16 protein-coding genes are annotated in these 19,536 nt (G+C 62.2%); 6 read left to right on the top strand and 10 right to left on the bottom strand.

What is annotated here, in order from left to right; translation table 11 throughout:
• Genes ACIQWS_RS23130 through ACIQWS_RS23120 form a run of 3 tightly spaced genes read left to right on the top strand, consistent with a single transcriptional unit; the run spans position 1 to position 2,409 of the window.
• Positions 1-984, top strand: coding sequence for a branched-chain amino acid ABC transporter permease (locus ACIQWS_RS23130; RefSeq protein WP_403184694.1), 984 nt, complete (start codon positions 1-3; stop codon positions 982-984).
• Positions 977-1,726: an ABC transporter ATP-binding protein gene (locus tag ACIQWS_RS23125; protein ID WP_403184692.1), complete on the top strand. Its 750-nt coding sequence runs from the start codon at positions 977-979 to the stop codon at positions 1,724-1,726. Before ACIQWS_RS23130 ends, ACIQWS_RS23125 begins: the two co-directional genes overlap by 8 nt.
• Entirely contained in the window at positions 1,723-2,409 is a 687-nt protein-coding gene (locus tag ACIQWS_RS23120; protein WP_403184851.1) for an ABC transporter ATP-binding protein, read from the top strand. The genes ACIQWS_RS23125 and ACIQWS_RS23120 overlap by 4 nt, the downstream gene beginning before the upstream one ends.
• 35 nt (positions 2,410-2,444) lie before the next feature.
• Here ACIQWS_RS23120 and ACIQWS_RS23115 read toward each other — a convergent pair whose 3' ends face one another.
• Positions 2,445-4,709, bottom strand: a complete 2,265-nt coding sequence (locus ACIQWS_RS23115; RefSeq protein ID WP_403184690.1) for a heavy metal translocating P-type ATPase — start codon at positions 4,707-4,709, stop codon at positions 2,445-2,447.
• 70 nt (positions 4,710-4,779) lie between these two features.
• Here ACIQWS_RS23115 and ACIQWS_RS23110 point away from each other — a divergent pair, with 70 nt between their 5' ends.
• Complete coding sequence (locus tag ACIQWS_RS23110) at positions 4,780-5,202, top strand: helix-turn-helix domain-containing protein (protein WP_105735390.1); 423 nt, start codon at positions 4,780-4,782, stop codon at positions 5,200-5,202.
• A gap of 44 nt (positions 5,203-5,246) precedes the next feature.
• Here the strand turns inward: ACIQWS_RS23110 and ACIQWS_RS23105 are convergent, their stop codons facing one another.
• The 7 genes from ACIQWS_RS23105 to ACIQWS_RS23075 form a co-directional block, all read right to left on the bottom strand.
• Positions 5,247-5,963, bottom strand: a complete 717-nt coding sequence (locus ACIQWS_RS23105) for a L,D-transpeptidase (protein WP_346305743.1) — start codon at positions 5,961-5,963, stop codon at positions 5,247-5,249.
• 192 nt (positions 5,964-6,155) lie between these two features.
• The gene (locus ACIQWS_RS23100; protein ID WP_346305744.1) at positions 6,156-6,875 is read right to left on the bottom strand and encodes an MgtC/SapB family protein; all 720 of its coding nucleotides are present in this window, start codon (positions 6,873-6,875) and stop codon (positions 6,156-6,158) included.
• Between the two features lie 21 nt (positions 6,876-6,896).
• Positions 6,897-7,388 (bottom strand): DUF2493 domain-containing protein, encoded by a 492-nt coding sequence (locus ACIQWS_RS23095; protein ID WP_403184687.1) that lies wholly within the window; start codon positions 7,386-7,388, stop codon positions 6,897-6,899.
• 39 nt (positions 7,389-7,427) lie between these two features.
• Positions 7,428-7,730, bottom strand: a complete 303-nt coding sequence (locus tag ACIQWS_RS23090) for a hypothetical protein (RefSeq protein WP_346305746.1) — start codon at positions 7,728-7,730, stop codon at positions 7,428-7,430.
• 72 nt (positions 7,731-7,802) lie between these two features.
• Positions 7,803-10,517, bottom strand: a complete 2,715-nt coding sequence (gene mgtA / locus ACIQWS_RS23085; protein WP_403184685.1) for a magnesium-translocating P-type ATPase — start codon at positions 10,515-10,517, stop codon at positions 7,803-7,805.
• 250 nt (positions 10,518-10,767) lie between these two features.
• Positions 10,768-11,037, bottom strand: coding sequence for a hypothetical protein (locus ACIQWS_RS23080; RefSeq protein ID WP_223615414.1), 270 nt, complete (start codon positions 11,035-11,037; stop codon positions 10,768-10,770).
• A gap of 70 nt (positions 11,038-11,107) precedes the next feature.
• Positions 11,108-11,491, bottom strand: coding sequence for a hypothetical protein (locus ACIQWS_RS23075; RefSeq protein ID WP_403184682.1), 384 nt, complete (start codon positions 11,489-11,491; stop codon positions 11,108-11,110).
• Between ACIQWS_RS23075 and ACIQWS_RS23070 the strand changes: the two genes are divergently transcribed.
• Positions 11,484-13,241: an ABC transporter ATP-binding protein gene (locus ACIQWS_RS23070; RefSeq protein ID WP_403184680.1), complete on the top strand. Its 1,758-nt coding sequence runs from the start codon at positions 11,484-11,486 to the stop codon at positions 13,239-13,241. The two genes, ACIQWS_RS23075 and ACIQWS_RS23070, sit on opposite strands and share 8 nt — an antisense overlap.
• 62 nt (positions 13,242-13,303) lie before the next feature.
• Positions 13,304-14,992: an AMP-binding protein gene (locus ACIQWS_RS23065; RefSeq protein ID WP_403184677.1), complete on the top strand. Its 1,689-nt coding sequence runs from the start codon at positions 13,304-13,306 to the stop codon at positions 14,990-14,992.
• A 13-nt stretch (positions 14,993-15,005) separates the two neighbouring features.
• Here the strand turns inward: ACIQWS_RS23065 and ACIQWS_RS23060 are convergent, their stop codons facing one another.
• Entirely contained in the window at positions 15,006-18,128 is a 3,123-nt protein-coding gene (locus ACIQWS_RS23060) for an efflux RND transporter permease subunit (protein WP_403184675.1), read from the bottom strand.
• Complete coding sequence (locus tag ACIQWS_RS23055) at positions 18,125-19,369, bottom strand: efflux RND transporter periplasmic adaptor subunit (protein ID WP_346306940.1); 1,245 nt, start codon at positions 19,367-19,369, stop codon at positions 18,125-18,127. Before ACIQWS_RS23055 ends, ACIQWS_RS23060 begins: the two co-directional genes overlap by 4 nt.
• Between the last annotated feature and the right edge of the window lie 167 nt (positions 19,370-19,536).

Raw genomic sequence — 19,536 nt, 5'->3', positions numbered from 1 at the left:
ATGGCTGATCGCGAACGCCTTGTGAATATCGCCCTGGCCTTGGTCGTGCCGGCCTGCGCTATTGCCGCCCATGGCATGGGCGAGCCATTCTACGTGACCCTTGCAACCCGCATTGCCATTCTCGCGCTTGCCGCGGTGGGGCTGAACCTCGCCCTTGGCCTCGGCGGCCTTGTCTCCTTCGGCCATGCGGCCTTTTTCGGCATCGGCGGCTATGCCGCCGGTATCTTTGCCACCCATGCCTTCAACCAGATACCTCTGCTCACCGCCCCCGTCGTGCTCATGGCGACAAACCAGATGCCGGTGATCTGGCTGGTGAGTGCTGCCGTCGCCGGTCTGGCCGCGTTGCTGATCGGCCTGATCAGCCTGCGCACCTCCGGCGTCTATTTCATCATGATCACCCTCGCCTTTGCCCAGATGATCTACTACTTCGCCATCTCGTGGCCCGCCTATGGCGGCGAGGACGGCCTGTCGATCACCATGCGCAACGGCTTTCCCGGGGTGAACACGCTCAATCCCCTCAGCTTCTTCCTGATCGCCTATTGCCTGCTCCTGCTGGCGCTGTTCGCCTTCTCCCGGCTCAGGGACTCACGCTTCGGTGCGGCGCTGCAGGCCACGCGGCAGAACGAGGTGCGGGTGGCGTCCATCGGCATCCGGCCGCTGCGCATCCGCCTCGTCGCCTTCATCCTGTCGGGCATGATCACCGCCATTGCCGGTGCGTTGTTTGCCGATCTCAACCGCTTTGTCGGCCCCTCCATGCTGTCATGGAGCATGTCCGGCGAACTCATCGTGCTGATCATATTGGGCGGTACCGGCCGTCTCTTCGGGCCCGTCGCCGGCGCCATCCTGTTCGTGTTGTTCGAATTTGCCCTCGGCGGGCTGACAGAGCATTGGCAGCTGTTCCTCGGCCTCATTCTGCTTGCTATCGTGTTGTTCGGGCGTGGCGGTCTCATCGGGCTTCTGGCCGGGAAGGTGCGTCATGGCTGAACCCGTTCTCAGCATCCGAAACCTGTGCAAATCCTTCGGCGCGCTGAAGGCCACCGACGATGTCAGTCTTGATCTTCATCCCGGCGAAATCCACGCGCTGATCGGCCCGAACGGTGCGGGAAAATCGACACTGATCCACCAGATCGCCGGAACGCTGAAGCACAATAGCGGCTCCATCCACTTCATGGGCCGGGATGTCTCGGCGCTTGGCGTCTCACACCGCGCGCAACTGGGGCTCGGCCGCACCTTCCAGATCTCGTCGCTGACGCCCGAGTTTTCGGCACTGCGCAATGTCATGCTGGCCGTGCAGGCCAATCAAGGGTCGAGTTTCCGTTTCTGGAAGCCTGTCATGGCGGATGCATCGCTCAAGGACACCGCGCGCGACATGCTCGGCCGGGTGGGACTGCTTGACCGGGCTGATATGCCCAGCGCCGAACTTTCCCATGGCGAGCGGCGGCAGCTGGAAATTGCCATTGCGCTGGCGCTCGGTCCGAAAGCCTTCCTGCTCGATGAGCCGATGGCGGGCATGGGCCCGGAAGGCTCGAAACGCCTCACCGCCTTTCTCGACACGCTGCGGCACGAGGCACCGATCCTTTTGATCGAACACGATATGGATGCGGTCTTTGCCCTCGCCGACCGCATTTCGGTGCTGGTCTATGGCCGCATCATCGCCACCGGCACGGTCGACGACATCCGCCGCAATCCGCTGGTGCGCGAAGCCTATCTCGGGGAGAGCGTCTGATGCTGCTGGAACTTGCCGGAGTCGAGACATTCTACGGCGCGTCGCAGGCGCTTTTCGGCGTCGATCTTGCGATGGCGGAAGGCGAAGCCGTGGCGCTGATGGGCCGCAACGGCATGGGCAAGACCACCACCATCCGCTCGATCTTCGGGCTCTCGCCTCTGCGCCATGGCACGGTGCGTTTCGCCGGCCATGATATCTCGTCGGCAAAGCCCTATCGCATCGCCCGGCTTGGGCTGGGACTGGTGCCGGAAGGACGGCGCTGCTTTCCCAACCTGACGGTGGCGGAAAATCTGCTGGCTTCGGCGCGAAAGGGATTCTGGACGATCAAGGAGGTCAATGCCCTCTTCCCGCGCCTGGCGGAGCGGTCCGGGCAATATGCCAACACGCTGTCGGGCGGCGAGCAGCAGATGCTTGCCGTGGGGCGTGCCCTGATGACCAACCCGAAGCTGATCGTTCTCGATGAGGCGACGGAGGGCCTTGCGCCGGTTATCCGGCAGGAAATCTGGAAAGCCATCGCCGCATTGAAACAGCAGGGTCAGTCCATTCTGGTTGTCGACAAGACCCTGTCCGAACTGCTTCCGGTGGCCGACCGCTGCTTTGTGCTTGAGCGGGGCCGCACCGTCTGGAGCGGTGTACCGGCCGAATTGACCGGCGCGATTCAAGACCGCTATCTCGGCGTCTGACGGCCTCCCCGACGGGAGGCCGCACATGTCATGTCTTACGCGCGGCCCTTCCAGCCGAGAAGCCGCATGGCATTGGCCGTCACCAGCACCGTCGCGCCGGTATCGGCAAGGATTGCCGGCCACAGACCGGTCAGGCCGATGATCGTCGTCACCAGGAAGACGGCCTTCAGGCCGAGCGCAACGCCGATGTTCTGGCGGATATTGCTCATCACCGTTTTCGACAGGTCGATCATGTTGGCGACATCGATCACCCGGCCGTGCAGGATTGCCGCATCGGCGGTTTCAAGCGCCACATCCGTACCGCCGCCCATGGCAATGCCGATGTCGGCCGCGGCAAGCGCGGGAGCGTCATTGATGCCGTCGCCGACCTTGGCAACGGTCAGGCCGGCGCGCTGCATCTCGCCGACGATCCGCTGTTTGTCCTGCGGCAGCAGTTCCGCCCTCGGCTCGATCCCCAGCTTGGAGGCAATGGCTTTCGCGGTGCGGCTGTTGTCGCCGGTCAGCATGACGGCCTTGATGCCCTGCTCTTTCAAAACGGCAAGACCGCGCTCCGCATCAGCCCTCGGCTCGTCGCGCATGGCCAGCAGGCCCGCAAGCTTGCCATCGACAACCACGAGGGAAACCGTTTTGCCCTGGTCGTTCAGCGCGGCGATGGACGCCGTCTGTTCCGCGCTGAGCGGCGCCGTTGCGGCGACGGCCTGCGGCGAGCCGAGGAACACGTCCTTGCCACCAACGGTTCCCTCGACGCCCTTGCCGGAAACGGCCTTTGCCGCGGTGGACGGAAGAATGGCAACCGCATCCGCCTTGGCCCGGTCCAGAATGGCCACCGCCAGAGGATGGCTCGAACCGGTTTCCAGCGCCGCGGCCAGCGACAGGATTTCCTGTTCCGGCAGGCCGAATGACACGATATCCGTGACCACGGGCTTGCCTTCGGTCAGGGTGCCGGTCTTGTCAAAGGCGACGGCGGTCACCTTGCGGAAAGTTTCAAGCACGGCGCCGCCCTTCATCAGCAGGCCGCGCCGCGCACCGGCGGAGAGGCCGGCGGCAATCGCAGCCGGTGTCGAGATGACAAGCGCGCAGGGGCAGCCGATCAGGAGAATGGCAAGGCCCTTATAGACCCATTCGCTCCAGATGCCGCCCATGAACAAGGGCGGGACGATAGCAACAAGCGCCGCGACAACCATGATGCCCGGTGTGTAGTAGCGCGAGAAACCGTCGATGAAGCGTTCCGTCGGCGCCTTGCTTTCCTGTGCTTCTTCCACGAGACGGATCACCCGGGCGATGGTGTTGTCGCTTGCCGTTGCGGTGACGGCGATCCGCAGGACGCCATCTGTATTGATGGTTCCGGCGAAAACCGGATCACCGGCATTCTTGCGCTTGGGCGTGCTTTCGCCCGTGACCGGCGCTTCGTCGATCTCGCTGGTTCCCTCGGTGATGTCGCCGTCGGCGGGAATGCGGTCACCCGGCCGCACCAGAATGATATCGCCAACAGCCAAGGTATCGGCAGGAACCGAGACCGTGTTGCCGCCACGCTCCACCAATGCGGTTTTGGGGACGAGATCGGCGAGCCCCTGGATGCTGGCGCGGGCACGGCCGGCGGCAACGCCCTCAAGCATTTCGCCGATCAGGAACAGAAAGACCACGGCGGCGGCTTCTTCACCCGCGCCAATGATCACCGCGCCGATGGCTGCGACCGTCATCAGCATTTCGATGGAAAATGGTGTGCCTGAACGCGCCGCCATCAGTGCACGGCGGGCAATGGGCACAAGCCCGACCAGCATCGCCACGACAAAGGCTCCGTTGGCGATATCCGGAAAAAGCTTGCCGACGGCATAGGCCGCGACAAGGGCGACACCGCTGATGATGGTCAGAAAGCCCTTGCGGCTCTGCCACCAGCGGGCCGGCCCGGCGCTTTGCACCGGAGCAGCGGCCACAGCCGCGTTTGTGTCCGCGTGGGCATGCCCGGCATGATCGTGGTCCGCATGCTCATGGTCGTGGTGATCATGATCCACGTGATTGTGGTTGGCATGGTCATGCCCGCTGCATGACGGCGCCGCCACCGGCGCCGGGCTCTTGGCTGTCAGCGGCGAAACCTTGTAGCCAAGACCATTCACCTTTTTCTCGAGAACACCGAGATCGGCGGTGTCGTCGTGTTTGACCGTCATCGTGCCCGCCGTCACCGACACGGAAATGTCGGCCACGCCAGGCAACCGGCGCACCGCCGTATCGATCTTGGCCGCACAGCTTGCACAGTCCATGCCCTCGACCCGGAAGCGGGTTTGCGTTGGCGCTGCTGTCATGATTCAACCTCTCTTGACTCTGTTGCCGGCCAGGCTACATGCTCTAGCGACTAGAGGAGCAAGCGAAATGTTGAAAGAAATTTCGATCGGCGAAGCAGCAAAGCGCAGCGGCGTCAAAGTGCCGACCATCCGCTACTACGAACAGATCGGGCTGCTGGCAGCGCCGGCGCGCACCGACGGCAACCGCCGGCACTACGAGGACACGGACATCCGCAGGCTGGCATTCATCCGCCATGCGCGCGAGCTGGGTTTCGAGATCGACTCGATCCGCACCCTGCTGCACCTGCAGGATGACCCCAACCAGCCCTGCGAAACCGCCGACGGCATTGCCAATGCGCGCCTCATCGAGGTCGAGCAGCGCATCCGCAGCCTGAATGCGCTGAAGGCCGAGCTGGAACTGATGGTGGAGGGATGCCGGCACGGCCGCGTTGCCGAATGCCGCGTCATCGAAATTCTGGCCGATCACGGCAAATGCGCGCATGCGCAACACTAGGCCGCAGTCACAACCGGCTGCGGCCACGTTTATGAATCCTGGTCCTAAATAACCAGCAGCGGGGCCTTGCCGGGGACGCGCTCATAGAGATCCATCACGTCCTGATTGAACATGCGCACGCAGCCCGACGATGCGGATTTGCCGATGGAGTTCCAGTCCGGCGAACCGTGAATGCGGTACAGCGTGTCGACACCGCCCTGAAAGATGTAGAGGGCTCGCGAACCCAGGGGATTGTTGACACCCGGCGGCATGCCCTGGCGCCATTTTTCCAGCTTCGGATCGCGTGCAATCATGGTCGATGGCGGTGTCCAGGTCGGCCACTTGCGCTTCCACTGGACAATGGCGCGGCCCTTCCAGGAATAGCCCTGCCGGCCGAGCCCGACGCCATAGCGCATCGCTTTGCCGTTCTTCAGAACCAGATAGAGAAACTTGTCGACGGTATTGACGACGATCGTGCCGGGTTTCTCCCCTGTCGGATCGTCGACGACCTGCCGCAGGAATTTTTCATTGACCTTGGCAAAGGGTATCGCCGGCAGCCTGTAGCCCTCCTCTTCGACTGCCTGATACATGCTGATGTAATCGGGCTTTACCGGTGCCGGTGCGGCAACCTCGACGGGTGCCGGCTTGTCCGCCGGCACGGCATCCTGCGAACCGGCAAGATCGAGCGACTGTTTGGGCAACTGGGCACAGGCAGCGACGGCTGAAACGCCAAGGAGCGACAGGCCGGTCAGGAATGACCGGCGCGAAACGAGGGATGACATTCTGTATGCTTTCAAACGATGGGACAGGCGGGGCGGACAGGCGGTCGTGGTCACCGCTTGCCCCTATCCTTTTAAAACGGATCGCGGCAACCGTGTGTCAAAAACAAGGCAGAACGTAATGTCTGTGGCACTGTTGCATTATGATCACAGTATATATCAGACTGTAAACTTGCGTGATAACGCAACATTACCCTAGTCCTTTGTGCTGCCCTCCCACGTTCCGTGGGAAATGCCGTGCTGCTTTTCCATATGGGCAATCACTGCGTCGATCTCATCGGGATCGATCGCCGTGCTGACCAGCGTGGCCACGATTTCCACGGTCTCGTCATCGCCCTGATCGGTGATTTCGACGTCGCTGACGGGATAATCCGCCTCTTCAAGCCGTTCGACCAGAAGGTCGCGCATGGTTGGCATGGCCGCGCGGGTCGATATCAGCTTGACCTCATAGGTCGCCTCCGCCGCCTGCTCGCTGATCGGGATGCGGTTGATGGCATTGACCAGCGGGCGCAGCAGCGTATTGCCGGCAAGCACAAACACCGTCAGCAGCGCCGCTTCGGCGAGCATGTCCGTGCCGGCACAGGCACCCACCGCCGCCGAACACCAGAGCGTTGCCGCGGTGTTCAGCCCCCGCACGTTCATCCCTTCCTTCATGATCACGCCCGCACCGAGAAAGCCGATGCCGGAAACCACGTAGGAAATCACCCGGACGGCTTCCGTCGTCCCGGCAATCCGCTGCGCCAGATCGACGAAGGCCGCCGAACCAATGGCGACAAGTACATTGGTGCGCAGCCCGGCCGTCCGCTGCCGGTACTGGCGCTCCGCGCCAATCAGCGTGCCGAAGATGAAGGCGGCGACGAAGCTGATGGTCGTATCGAGAAAGGGATAGAGGTCGAATGTCTGTATGAACTTCATGGGGTCACCGCAGCTGGCTCGTCATGCGAGGCTAGCATTTCTCCGGTTAACAATGATGACAGTCCCTGTCATCGCCAGATGGGCGGCTTGGCGCGGCATGTCGCCCTCCGGACTGTCGGCGCAATGATCCGCAGGCGCCCCCGCCTCGCCGTCGGAAGATCGCTCCAGGCTTCGGGTCGTGATCACCGGAATATGCCTGGCATGGGCCTGCTGCACCAGTTCCTGCAGATGCCTGCCGCCGGGAAAGGCCAGCAGCGCATCGGGGCGGCTGTCTTCCAGCATGAAGCGGTTGCGCTTCGTGTCGGCCTGCTTGCCCAGCAGCGACCAGTTGGCGGGATAGCGGACGATATGGACATCGTTCTGCCGGGCCCAGTCCTCGGCCACCGATCCCAGGGCGGGAAGACCGCCATGGATGAGAACCGTCACCGGACAGGCCGCATGGATGCGGTTCAGTTCGTCGAGAATGGCTTCGGCGACATCGAAATGCCGGCCACCGGAAATCAAAAGGCGCATGATGTGCTCCTTGCAGTCTGTGTTGAAATGGGAGGCGTGCTACCAGCGTGCCCGCCGCATGATGCGGATGGCGCTCTGGTTCAGGGAGGACGACCACTGGATGAGGCGCCAGCTGCGCCTGCGATTGAGAACGCCCCGGCGGTGCAGGCGCGTGGCAAGCCAGAACAATCCCTGTCCTGTCACGGCCAAAAGCCAGCAGAGCCATCGCAGGAACTGATCCCTTATCCGTGAACGGCGCGGTTCCGGGCGTTTCGAAAGCGAGCCGCGTTTGGGCAAACCACCCCATGAACCATGGGGTGGCGTGCTCGCCTGAAAGTGCAGGATGAAATCGGTCATGACCATATCAGATCTCCTCTGGCGGTCTTGCGGAACGGGAGGATGACGGGCGGCCAATGCCGCCCGCTGTGTGACGGTTCAGAACCACTGGCCGAAGCGGCGGATATAGATCGCCTTCATCGTCTGGGCGACGACGCAGTAGCTGAACAGGGTAGCCACCAGCCAGGGGAAGTAGCTCCAGGGCAGAGGCTGCAACCCGACCAGCGCGCCGAGCGGCGAGAACGGCACATAGATTCCGAGGCCCATCACCAGGATCGACATCAGCATGACCGGCAGGGCCGCCGTGCTCTGGATGAAGGGGATCTTCTGCGTGCGCAGCATGTGTACGACCAGCGTCTGCGACAGAAGCCCCTCGATGAACCAGCCGGACTGGAACAGCGACTGATGCTCGGGCGCATTGGCGGCAAAGACGAACCACATCAGGGCGAAGGTGGTCATGTCGAAGATCGACGAGGTCGGTCCGATCCACAGCATGAAGCGGCCGATGTTCCTCGCATCCCACTTGCGCGGCTTGCTGAGGAATTCCTTGTCCATCTTGTCCCACGGCAATGCCAGCTGCGAGATATCGTACATCAGGTTCTGGATGAGCAGATGGATCGCCAGCATCGGCAGGAACGGGATGAAGGCGCTGGCCACGAGAACCGAGAACACATTGCCGAAGTTGGAGCTGGCCGTCATGTTCAGGTACTTCATGATGTTGCCGAAGGTCTCGCGACCCTTGATGACGCCCTCTTCGAGCACCATCAGGCTCTTTTCCAGGAGGATGATATCGGCCGATTCCTTGGCGATATCCGCACCGCTGTCGACGGAAATGCCGACATCCGCATCGCGCAGCGCCGGGGCATCGTTGATCCCGTCGCCGAGGAAGCCGACCGTGTGGCCATTGGCCTGCAGGGCCTTGAGCACCCGCGACTTCTGCAGCGGCGTCAGCTTGGCGAAGACGACGCGCTCCTCCACCAGATGACGCAGTGCGCTGTCGTCCAGCTTCTCGATGTCACGGCCAAGCAGCGGTATCCCCGCTTCAAGCCCGACCTCACGGCAGATCTTGAGGCTGACCACCTCATTGTCACCGGTCAGCAGCTTGACCGCGACGCCATGTTCGGCCAGCGCCGCAATCGCCGGTCCGGCGGTTTCCTTGGGCGGGTCGAGGAAGGTCAGGAAACCCTCGACGATCAGCTCGTTTTCATCCGCGATGCCGTATTGTGCCTTGGCGTCCCCGGCCGGGATTTCCCGGGTGGCGACCACCAGAACACGGAACCCGTCCTCATTGTAGGCGCGGGCGATGGCAACCAGTGCCTTGCGGCTGGTGTCGTCGAGCACGCGGACATCGTTCCCGTCGCGCATGCGGGTGGCAATACCAAGCATTTCCTCCACGGCACCCTTGCAGACCAGCAGGTGCTCGCCGGCCACGCCTTCGACCACCACCGACAGCCGCCGCCGGATGAAATCAAACGGCATCTCGTCGACCTTGCGATAGAAGGCGGCAGTCCGCATGTTGTCGGCCGATGCATCGGTAAAGCGCAGCACGGCCTGATCCATCAGGTTCTTCACGCCGCTCTGGTGATGGCTGTTGAGCCAGGCAAGGCGCAGCACCGTCTCGTCGCGCTTGCCGTAGACATCGACATGATGCTCGAGGATGATCTTGTCCTGGGTCAGCGTGCCTGTTTTGTCCGTGCACAGGATGTCCATGGCACCAAAGTTCTGGATGGCGTTGAGGCGCTTGACCACGACCTTGCGCCGGGCCATGGCAACGGCGCCCTTGGCCAGGTTGGACGAGACGATCATCGGCAGCATTTCCGGCGTCAGGCCGACGGCAACCGCAAGCGCGAACAGCAGGGCTTCCAGCCAGTCACCCTTGACGAAACCGTTGATCAGGAAAACGACCGGCACCATCACCAGCATGAAGCGGATGAGCAGCCAGCTGACGCTGTTGATGCCGCGGTCGAAAGCGGTCTGGGCGCGCGAACCGACGATGGATTTGGCAAGCGAACCGAAATAGGTGCGCGATCCCGTCGCCACGACGACAGCTGTCGCCGTGCCGCTGACCACATTGGTGCCCATGAAGCAGATATTGGGAACATCCAGCATGTCGGTCTGATCCGAGGCAATGCCCAGTGCCGACTTCTCGGCAACCGCGCCGAGCGTGTCGTATTTTTCGACGGGAATGGCTTCGCCCGTCAGGACCGCCTGGCTGACATAGAGATCGCGCGATTCGATCAGACGCACGTCGGCCGGGATCATATCACCAGCGGACAGGCGCACCACATCGCCCGCCACGAGTTCCCGCATCGGAATTTCGAGCATTTCGGACGGGGTCGTCGCACGGTTCCGGCGCAGCACCGTGGCCGTCGTGCGCACCATCGCCTTCAAGGCTTCGGCCGCCTTTCCGGAGCGGTATTCCTGGACGAAGCGCATGATGCCGCTGGCCAGGATCATGACGGTGAGGATGATCACCTTGGTCGGATCCGGCGCATCGCCGTTCTGCATGGGCAGCCAGCAATCGGTGAAAGCGCTGATCAGGCCAAGGACGATCAGCACCATGATGAAGGGGTTCTTGAAAGCCGACATGAACTGGACGAGCGCATGCGGGCGCCGGTCATGGGCGACCTCGTTTGCCCCGTCCTTGGCCAGGCGTTCCGTCGCATCGCGGATCGTCAGGCCGTCCCGGTGGCTTTTGACGTTGGCGAGGGTGATGTCGATATCGTTCTGGGCTTCGCGCACAGCCCGCATGGACAGCTTGCGGCTGTCCTTCTTCTCCGCATTCAATGCGGAATTCTTGAGAATGACGTTCATTTTCTGGTCTCCTGCCGCTTTGCGCGACAGCGACACCAGCTCCGGATCACCTGAAATTCAGGCGCAACAAGCCGTGCCGAGCCGTCACGTCCACGGTCGGTTTTGGGGAATCTGCTCTTTGGGATCGCCCGCCATGCTTGCCGGTCACCGGCAGCACGGCGGGCCTACTAGGATAGTCGTCCATGGGATACTCCTTCATGCCGCACCCGATGGCCCGAAGGCGCCTGCGCGGCGTTTGGTAAAACAGCGGTCAGATCATGCGGCCCGACTGATAGACCGCCAGCACCAGCCCGAGTTTTTCAACCGGGTCCAAAACGGGTGCGGGCGGCTCATTATCGGCATGCCAGCGCATTTCAAGCCGGCCATTGACCGGATTGACGCGCCAATCCGCCTGCAGATTGGAAAAAAGGTGCTGTTTCTGGGGTGCTGCGGAAACGCTGTTCCGTTGCACGGCAAGCCGCCCGCGGGCGCGGTTGGCGAAGGCGCGAACGCCTGGAAGAGTTGCGAACGTGATGTTCATGGCTCACCTCATTGACCGGAAGCGATCCGGCCGGGGTGAGCGACGGTGGAGCCCTAGGCCCTAACGTTGCTCATCCGGTGTACCGGATCGAGTCCTGCTCGTTAGTTGTTTCAAGCGCCCGGCCTCCCGCATCAACGGCAGTCAGGGCGCAGCTAGATTTGCTGTCCATCGTCTTCTTTGTGATTTGAAAAATGACCTGGGTAACCCAAGCAAAACCGCGATACGCCTGCTTGATGCGGGTTGTCAACCGGAAAGCTTGGCCATCGCGATTTTTGTCGCGCGAAATTGATCGTATCGGCTGCAACGGCTTGAATTCCGGCCCCAAATCGGCCTGCCCGGCATCCAGCGCCCGCAAAACATGTTCGCTTATGGGGGAGCGGCGTGCTAACGCTTCCCCAACAGTTCCATTCAAGCCAGAGAGCTTCCGGCTCTCGCCATACGTGCCCATGATCAAACGTTTTTTCGCCTATTACGCGCCCTACAAAGGGCTGTTCGCGCTGGACTTCTCCTGCGCTGTCCTGTCCGGCCTGCTGGAACTCGGCTTTCCCATGGCCGTGCGCGCCTTCATCGATGTGCTGTTGCCGAGCGAAAACTGGAGCTACATTCTTCTGGCGGCGGCCGGACTGCTTGCTGTCTATCTCCTCAATTCCGGCCTCACGGCGGTCGTTGTCTATTGGGGGCACAAGCTCGGCATCAACATTGAAACCGAGATGCGCCGCAAGAGCTTCGATCACCTGCAAAAGCTCTCCTTCCGCTTCTACGACAACCACAAAACAGGCCATCTCGTCGCCCGCGTGACCAAGGATCTCGAGGAGATCGGCGAAGTGGCGCATCACGGCCCGGAAGATCTGTTCATCGCCATCATGACCTTCATCGGCGCATTCCTGCTGATGTTCCTCATCAACCCGCATCTCGCCCTGCTGACACTGGCCATCGTTCCCTTCGTTGCATGGGTCGCCAGCCGCTATGGCGGGCGCATGACCCGCAACTGGCAGAGCCTCTATCGGCGTGTCGGCGATTTCAATGTCCGCATCGAGGAGAATGTCGGCGGCATGCGCGTCGTGCAGGCCTTCGCCAACGAGGATCATGAGCGCGATCTCTTTGCCCATGACAATGCCCGCTACCGGGAAACCAAGCTGAGCGCCTACCGCATCATGGCGGCAAGCACTTCGCTGAACTATATGAGCATGCGGCTGATCCAGCTGATCGTGATGATCGCCGGCAGCTACTTCGTCATCACCGGCAGCCTTTCCAACGGCGGCTTCGTCAGCTTCCTGCTTCTGGTGACGGTGTTCGTGCGGCCGATCGAAAAGATCAACTCGGTTATCGAGACCTATCCGAAGGGCATCGCCGGGTTCAAGCGCTACGCCGAGCTTCTCGACACCGAGCCCGATATCGCCGACCGGCCCGGTGCCACCGATGTCAGCGGCCTCAAGGGAAACATCCGCTACGACAAGGTAAATTTCGGCTACACCGCCGACCGGACTGCGCTGCGCGATATCGATCTGGAGATCAGGGCCGGTGAGACCGTTGCCTTTGTCGGCTCTTCCGGTGCGGGGAAAACCACCCTCTGTTCACTGCTTCCGCGCTTCTACGAGGTCGACTCCGGCGCGATCACCGTTGACGGCATCGACATCCGCGACATGACGCTCGCCTCGTTGCGCAGCCAGATCGGCGTTGTGCAGCAGGATGTCTTCCTGTTCGGCGGCTCCATCCGCGAGAACATCGCCTATGGCCGCCTCGATGCGTCGGATGAAGACATTGCGCTCGCCGCCCGCCGCGCCCGCCTCGACGAAATGATAGCCGGTCTGCCTGCCGGGCTTGAGACCATTGTCGGCGAGCGCGGCGTCAAGCTGTCGGGCGGCCAGAAGCAGCGGCTTGCCATCGCCCGCATGTTCCTGAAAAACCCGCCCATCCTCATTCTCGATGAAGCGACATCGGCGCTCGACACGCAGACCGAGCGCGAAATCCAGGCATCCCTCGCCGAACTGGCACAGGGCCGCACGACCCTGGTCATCGCGCACCGGCTGGCGACGATCCGCAACGCCGACCGTATCGTCGTGGTCGATGATGCCCGGATTCTGGAACAGGGCAGCCACAGCGAACTGCTTGCCGCAGGCGGCGCCTACAAGCGGCTCTATCAGGTGCAGTTCGGCGATGCGGGCGCGGAAATCCTGCTTGACCGGGTGAACGGGAAAGCCTGAACTTTACAGCGCCGGTCAGAAACGTATGCTCCATCTGCTGAACGCTTTGGGAGGAGCAAGCGATGATCAGGGAAAGCTACGTTCACGGTGCAAGCAGCCAGCCGCTGATCGGCGAAACGATCGGGCGGCATTTTGACCATATCGCCGGGCGGTTTCCCGACCGTCCCGCCCTTGTGGTCCGCCACCAGAATGTGCGCCTGAGCTATGCCGAACTGAAGCAGCGCGTTGACGCCGTCGCAGCGGGCCTCATCGCCCTCGGCCTGAAGCCTGGTGACCGCATCGGCATCTGGTCACCCAACAATCTGGAATGGGTGCTGACCCAGTTCGCCACCGCGAAGGCCGGGCTCATCCTCGTCAACATCAATCCGGCCTACCGCTCGCACGAGCTTGAATATGCCGTCAACAAGGTCGGCTGTGCCGCGCTGATCCTGTCGCCCGCCCTGAAGACCAGCAATTACCTCGACATATTGCGCGAGATCGCCCCGGAACTCGACAGCTGCGCGCCCGGCGAACTCCGGTCAGCGAAGCTGCCGACGCTGCGAACCGTCATTCGTCTGGGCGCAGACCAGACGCCGGGGATGCTCAACTTCGCCGATCTCGAACAGGCAGCGACCCCGGAAGCCACGCAACAGCTGCAGGCGCTGGCCGCCATGCTGCAGTTCGACGACCCGATCAACATCCAGTTCACCAGCGGCACCACCGGCAGCCCCAAGGGCGCGACGCTCAGTCACCACAATATTCTCAACAACGGCTTCTTCATAGGCGAGGCGATGCGCCTCACCGAAATCGACCGCCTGTGCATCCCGGTGCCGTTCTACCATTGCTTCGGCATGGTTCTGGGCAACCTTGCCTGCCTGACCCACGGCGCCTGCATGGTCATACCGGGCGAGGCATTCGATCCGCTCGCGGTGCTGCAGACGGTGGAGGCCGAGAAGTGCACCGGACTGCACGGCGTGCCGACCATGTTCATCGCCATACTCGGGCATCCCGACTTCAAGACCTTCGACCTCAGCAGCCTGCGCACCGGCATCATGGCGGGCTCGCCCTGCCCGATAGAGGTGATGCGGAAAGTCATCCACGACATGCACCAGGGCGAAATCACCATCGCCTACGGGATGACGGAGACCAGTCCGGTCAGCTTCCAGAGCTCCGCCACCGACCCGCTGGAGCGGCGCGTTTCGACGGTCGGGCGCATTCATCCGCATGTCGAGGTCAAGATCATCGATGCGGATGGCGCCATTGTCGCGCCTGGTGTTACCGGTGAGCTTCTGACGCGCGGTTACAGCGTCATGCGCGGCTATTGGGGCGATGATGCCAACACCGCAGCCACCATCGACGCGGCGCGCTGGATGCATACCGGCGATCTCGCAACCATCGATGCGGAGGGCTATTGCAACATTGTCGGGCGCATCAAGGACCTGGTGATCCGGGGCGGCGAGAATATCTATCCGCGCGAGATCGAGGAGTTTCTCTACACTCATCCCGGCATCGCCGACGTGCAGGTGTTCGGCATCCCGGACAGCAAGTATGGCGAATGCCTGTGCGCCTGGATCAAGGTGCGGCCCGGCGCCGGCCTCAGCGAACAGGAGGTGCTGCAGTTCTGCAAGAGCAGGATCGCCCACTACAAGGTGCCGGCCCATATCCGCTTCGTCGAGGACTATCCGATGACCGTGACGGGCAAGATCCAGAAATTCATCATGCGGCAGGCCATGATCGACGAACTGGGCCTCATGGAAGCAAAAACCGCCTGAGTGGCGGGGGCACCTATTCCGCCGCGTGCGGCGCCGCAACTGTGCCGCGTTTGCCGAAGACCCTGCGCCACAGCTGCGTCGATCCGCGCGACATGTCTTCCATGTAGAGGAAGATCACCGGCGTGATGAACAGCGTGAGGATTTGCGAGGCGAACAGGCCGCCGACCACGGCCACGCCAAGCGGCTGGCGCAATTCCGAACTGGCGCCCGCACCGATGGCAATCGGCAGGGTTCCCATCAGCGCAGCCAGTGTCGTCATCATAATCGGCCGGAACCGCACCAGGCAGGCTTCGCGGATCGCATCATGCGGCGTATCGCCCGCCCGCTGCCGGACAAGGGCAAAGTCGACCATCATGATGGCGTTCTTCTTGACGATGCCGATCAGCATCAGCATGCCGATGATGGCGATCACGCTGAGGTCAAAGCCGAACAGTTGCAGCGTCGCCAGCGCCCCGGCCGCCGCCGCCGGCAGGCCGGTCAGGATGGTCAGCGGATGGATGAAACTCTCATAGAGGATACCGAGCACGATATAGATCGTCAGGATCGCCGCGCCGATCAGCAGGCCCTGATTGGACAGCGCCTGCTGGAACACTTTGGCGGTGCCGGTGAATGTCGAGGAAATCGAGTCGGGAACATTCAGTTCCGCCTTGATCTTGTTGATTTCTTCCACCGCCCTGCCCAAGGCAATGCCCTGCGGCAGGTTGAAGGAGATGGTCACCGCCGGCAGCTGGCTCAACTGGCTGACGGCCAGCAGCCCGGCACGCCGCTCCACATGGGCGAAGGAAGACAGCGGAATGAGCTTGTTGGTGGTGGTCGAGCGGATCTGCATCTGGTCGAGCTTGTCGGTCGTCCAGGGGATGGACGGATCGAGCTCGAGGATCACCTCGTAGCTGTCGCCGGTGGAAAAGATGGTCGAGGCCTGATTGGTGCCGAAGGCGTAATAGAGCGAATTGCGCAGCTGCGTCGATGAAATGCCGAGGAGCCGCGCCTTGTCCGCATCGATCACCAGATTGGCCTGCAGCGCATTGTTCTGCAGGTCGCTGGTCACATCGGCAAAATATTGCCGGTCCTGCTGCAGCGCCAGCAGGAATTTCTGCGACCATGGATAGAGATCGTCGGCATTGATGCCCTGCAGCACGAACTGGTACTGCGCGCGCGACGACGTGCTGCCGATGCGCAGGTTCTGGATGGCGATGGGATAGCTGTTGATGCCGGGCACCTTGGCCAGCGACTGGCGCAGGTCCGTCAGCAGCGGGTCGAGCGCCAGGCGCTGGGATTTGGGTTTGAGCTCAACGAAGAAACTGCCCTGATTAAGGCTCGATGAATTGAAGCCGCCGCCGATGGTTGACGCCACATGGGCCACATAGGGCTTGCTCCTCAGGACATCGGCCACCTGCTTCTGCAGCGCCACCATGGCATCGAATGAAATGTCCTGCCGCGCTTCGGTCGAGATGGAAAGCTGGCCGATATCCTCGGTCGGCAGAAAGCCCTTGTCGATGGACGAGAAGAGATAAAGCGTTGCAACAACCGTCAGGAGAAAGATTCCGAAGACAACGATACGGAAGCGCAGGCAGACATCGAGCATCCAGCGGTAGCCGCCAAGGACCGCATCGAAAACCCGCTCCGTCAGGGGTTTGCGGCCCTTTCCATCGTCATGCGGAATGGCCGGCATGTGGCTGCACAGCATCGGGGTCAAGGTCAGCGATATCAGCGCCGACGCCACGATCGCTACCGTCACCACGACGGCAAATTCGTTGAAGATGCGCCCGACCACGCCGCCCATCAGCAGGACGGGGATGAAGACCGCCACGAGCGACGCGGTGATGGACACGATGGTGAAACCGATTTCCTCGCTGCCCTTGAGCGCCGCCTCGCGCGGCGGCATGCCCTCCTCGATATGCCGGGATATGTTCTCCAGCATGACGATGGCATCGTCCACCACCAGCCCGACGGAAAGCGTCAGGCCCAGCAGCGAGATATTGTCGATGGAAAAGCCGAAGACATACATCACGCCCAGCGTGGCGATCAGCGACAGCGGCACGGCAATCGTCGGGATAAGCGTGGCCGCGATCCGCCGCAGGAACACGAAGATCACCATCACGACCAGCGCGATGATCAGGATGAGCGTGAATTGCACATCCGATACGGCCTGCCGGATCGACGTCGAGCGGTCGTTGAGCACGTTGAGGCTGGTGGACGCGCCGAGCTCTTCGGCGAATTTCGGCAGCATGGTCCGCACGCGGTCCACCACATCGACCGTATTGGCGCCGGGCTGGCGGAAGACGGCCAGCACCAGCGCCTTCTTGCCGTCATAGCGGCTCTCGGTCTGGGTATTGGCAACGGAATCGACAACACGCGCCACGTCGCCCAGGCGCACCGGCTTGCCATTGGGCGACGCGATCAGAATCTGGCGGAATGTGTCGGCGTTCTTCGACTGCGTGTCGGCCTCGATTGCCATCTGCTGGGTGGGGCTGGTGAGCGTTCCCACCGGCGCGATCGAATTGTTGTCGGCCACGGCGCTCGTCAGTTCATCGATGCCGATGCCGCGTGCCTTCATGGCATTGGGATCGACCTCGATGCGCACGGCGAACTGCTTGGCCCCGAACACCTGGACCTCGCCGACGCCATCCACGGTCGATAGCGACGGTGAGATGACCTGCTCGGCATAATCGTCGAGCTTTGACAATTGCGCCATATCGCTTTGCAGCGCGATCAGCAGGATGGGAGCGTCGGCGGGATTGGTCTTGCGATAGCTCGGCGGCGTCGTCATGCTTGCCGGCAGTTGCCGCAGCGTCCGTGCGATGGCCGCTTGGACGTCGGCGGCGGCCTGATCGATGTTCCTGTCCAGCTCGAATTCGATGGTGACGCGGGTCTGTCCCTGCGTGCTGGTGGCGCTGATCGTCGAAACGGAGGGTATCGTGGCGAACTGCTTGATCAGCGGCGTTGCCACGGCATTGGCCATGGTGTCGGGCGCGGCACCCGGCAGCTGGGCGGAAACCGATATGACGGGGAAATCGACCTGCGGCAGGGCGGCAACAGGGAGGAACTGATAGGCAAACAGGCCCGATGCGGCCAGCGCGACGGAGAGGAGGATTGTTGCGATGGGCCGGCGGATGAATATGGCGGAGATGTTCATTGCACCGTGTCCGTCTTGATCGGATCCGGTGCAACCGCATCGGCCGCCGACAGCGCGGGCGCCGCAGTGTCCACATCGGCCACCGTTTCAATGACGCTCGAGCCGTCCTGCAGATGCAGTTGCCCGTCGATGACCACATGGTCGCCGGATTTGAGGCCCGCAGTGGTGACGGCGGTATCGCCGACCGTTTCAACCACGGTCACCGCCTGCTTGATCACCTTCTTGTCGGGGCCGACGACAAAGGCGAATGTCCCGTCATTGCCCTGCTGAATGGCAATCAGCGGTACCGTCACGGCGTCCTTGTGCGTGCCGATTTCGACCGTTGCGTTGATGTACTGGCCGGGCCACAGCGCGCCGTCATCATTGGCCACATCCGCCTTCAGGACAATCGTCCCGGAGGCCGTGTCGACGCTGGAATCGACAAAGTTGAGCGGGCCTGACGCAATCACTTCCTTGCTGCCGGGAACCTTGACCAGAACGTCGAGCTGACGTTCCTTCATCGCATCGCGCAATGTCGGCAGATCGCTTTCCGCCACCGTGAACGAAACACGCAGCGGCGCCATGCGCGTGATGGTCAAAAGACCGCCGCCGGTATCCGCGGTGCGCACGAAATTGCCGACGGATGTGTTGACCACTCCGACACGGCCATCGATGGGTGCCTTGATGGTCATGTAGGACAGGAGGACCTCGTCGGCCTGGATCTGCGCCGTATCCATGGCAATCGACGCTTTCAACGCATTGACAACGGCAAGCGCCTGATAGGTCTGCTGCTGCGTATTGATTTTCTGGCTCGACAGGGCCTGCGCCGCGATCAGGTCCTGATTGGCGGAATCGAGATTGGCCTGGTCCTTGGCCAGCGCCGCCTTGTCCTTCTCGATCGTCGCTCGGATCGTCCGGTCATCCAGTTGAAAAAGCACGTCTCCGGCCTTGACCATCTGCCCGTCCTTGACATTGGTCGCCATCACCACGCCATCGGCTTGCGGCCGGATGACAACCGTGTTGATTGGCTCGATATTGCCGACAACCGTCTTGGTGATGGGCACGTCTTCGGTCTTGGCCGTGGCGGCAACAATCGATGGAACGGCGGCAGACCGTCCCTTGCCGGACCCTGCGGCCGGCGCTGTCGCGGCAACCGTCGTCGGCCCCTTGCCGGCAGGCGGCGCGTTCAGATGGGGAGAGAGAAAGATGTAGCCGAGTCCGGCCAATACAACGAACGCGATCAAAAGACCCAGACGTTTCACTGCACGCTACCTCCAGGGCACCGCCCGTTAGCCAACAATGTATCGGCTATTGACTCTCTCACCTTCCCGGCATCTTGTCGAATGACCATTTTGTCATGTTTGCTGCAATGCACAGGGCGGCAATCGCCCGGATCGGGCAATGCAATCAGCACTTGAAGCCGACCAAG

This window comes from Phyllobacterium sp. NPDC097923 (assembly GCF_044760925.1).
Taxonomy (GTDB): Bacteria; Pseudomonadota; Alphaproteobacteria; order Rhizobiales; family Rhizobiaceae; genus Phyllobacterium; species Phyllobacterium calauticae.
This window is presented reverse-complemented; position numbering and strand designations above follow the sequence as displayed.

Bases quoted from the DNA above. Each gene is read 5' to 3' on its own strand.
- ACIQWS_RS23070 (WP_403184680.1), top strand. From the start codon at position 11,484: ATGATCAAACGTTTTTTCGCCTATTACGCGCCCTACAAAGGGCTGTTC.
- ACIQWS_RS23115 (WP_403184690.1), bottom strand. From the start codon at position 4,709: ATGACAGCAGCGCCAACGCAAACCCGCTTCCGGGTCGAGGGCATGGAC.
- ACIQWS_RS23060 (WP_403184675.1), bottom strand. From the start codon at position 18,128: ATGAACATCTCCGCCATATTCATCCGCCGGCCCATCGCAACAATCCTC.
- ACIQWS_RS23065 (WP_403184677.1), top strand. From the start codon at position 13,304: ATGATCAGGGAAAGCTACGTTCACGGTGCAAGCAGCCAGCCGCTGATC.
- ACIQWS_RS23105 (WP_346305743.1), bottom strand. From the start codon at position 5,963: ATGTCATCCCTCGTTTCGCGCCGGTCATTCCTGACCGGCCTGTCGCTC.
- ACIQWS_RS23100 (WP_346305744.1), bottom strand. From the start codon at position 6,875: ATGAAGTTCATACAGACATTCGACCTCTATCCCTTTCTCGATACGACC.
- ACIQWS_RS23090 (WP_346305746.1), bottom strand. From the start codon at position 7,730: ATGGTCATGACCGATTTCATCCTGCACTTTCAGGCGAGCACGCCACCC.
- ACIQWS_RS23125 (WP_403184692.1), top strand. From the start codon at position 977: ATGGCTGAACCCGTTCTCAGCATCCGAAACCTGTGCAAATCCTTCGGC.
- ACIQWS_RS23095 (WP_403184687.1), bottom strand. From the start codon at position 7,388: ATGCGCCTTTTGATTTCCGGTGGCCGGCATTTCGATGTCGCCGAAGCC.
- mgtA (WP_403184685.1), bottom strand. From the start codon at position 10,517: ATGAACGTCATTCTCAAGAATTCCGCATTGAATGCGGAGAAGAAGGAC.
- ACIQWS_RS23080 (WP_223615414.1), bottom strand. From the start codon at position 11,037: ATGAACATCACGTTCGCAACTCTTCCAGGCGTTCGCGCCTTCGCCAAC.
- ACIQWS_RS23130 (WP_403184694.1), top strand. From the start codon at position 1: ATGGCTGATCGCGAACGCCTTGTGAATATCGCCCTGGCCTTGGTCGTG.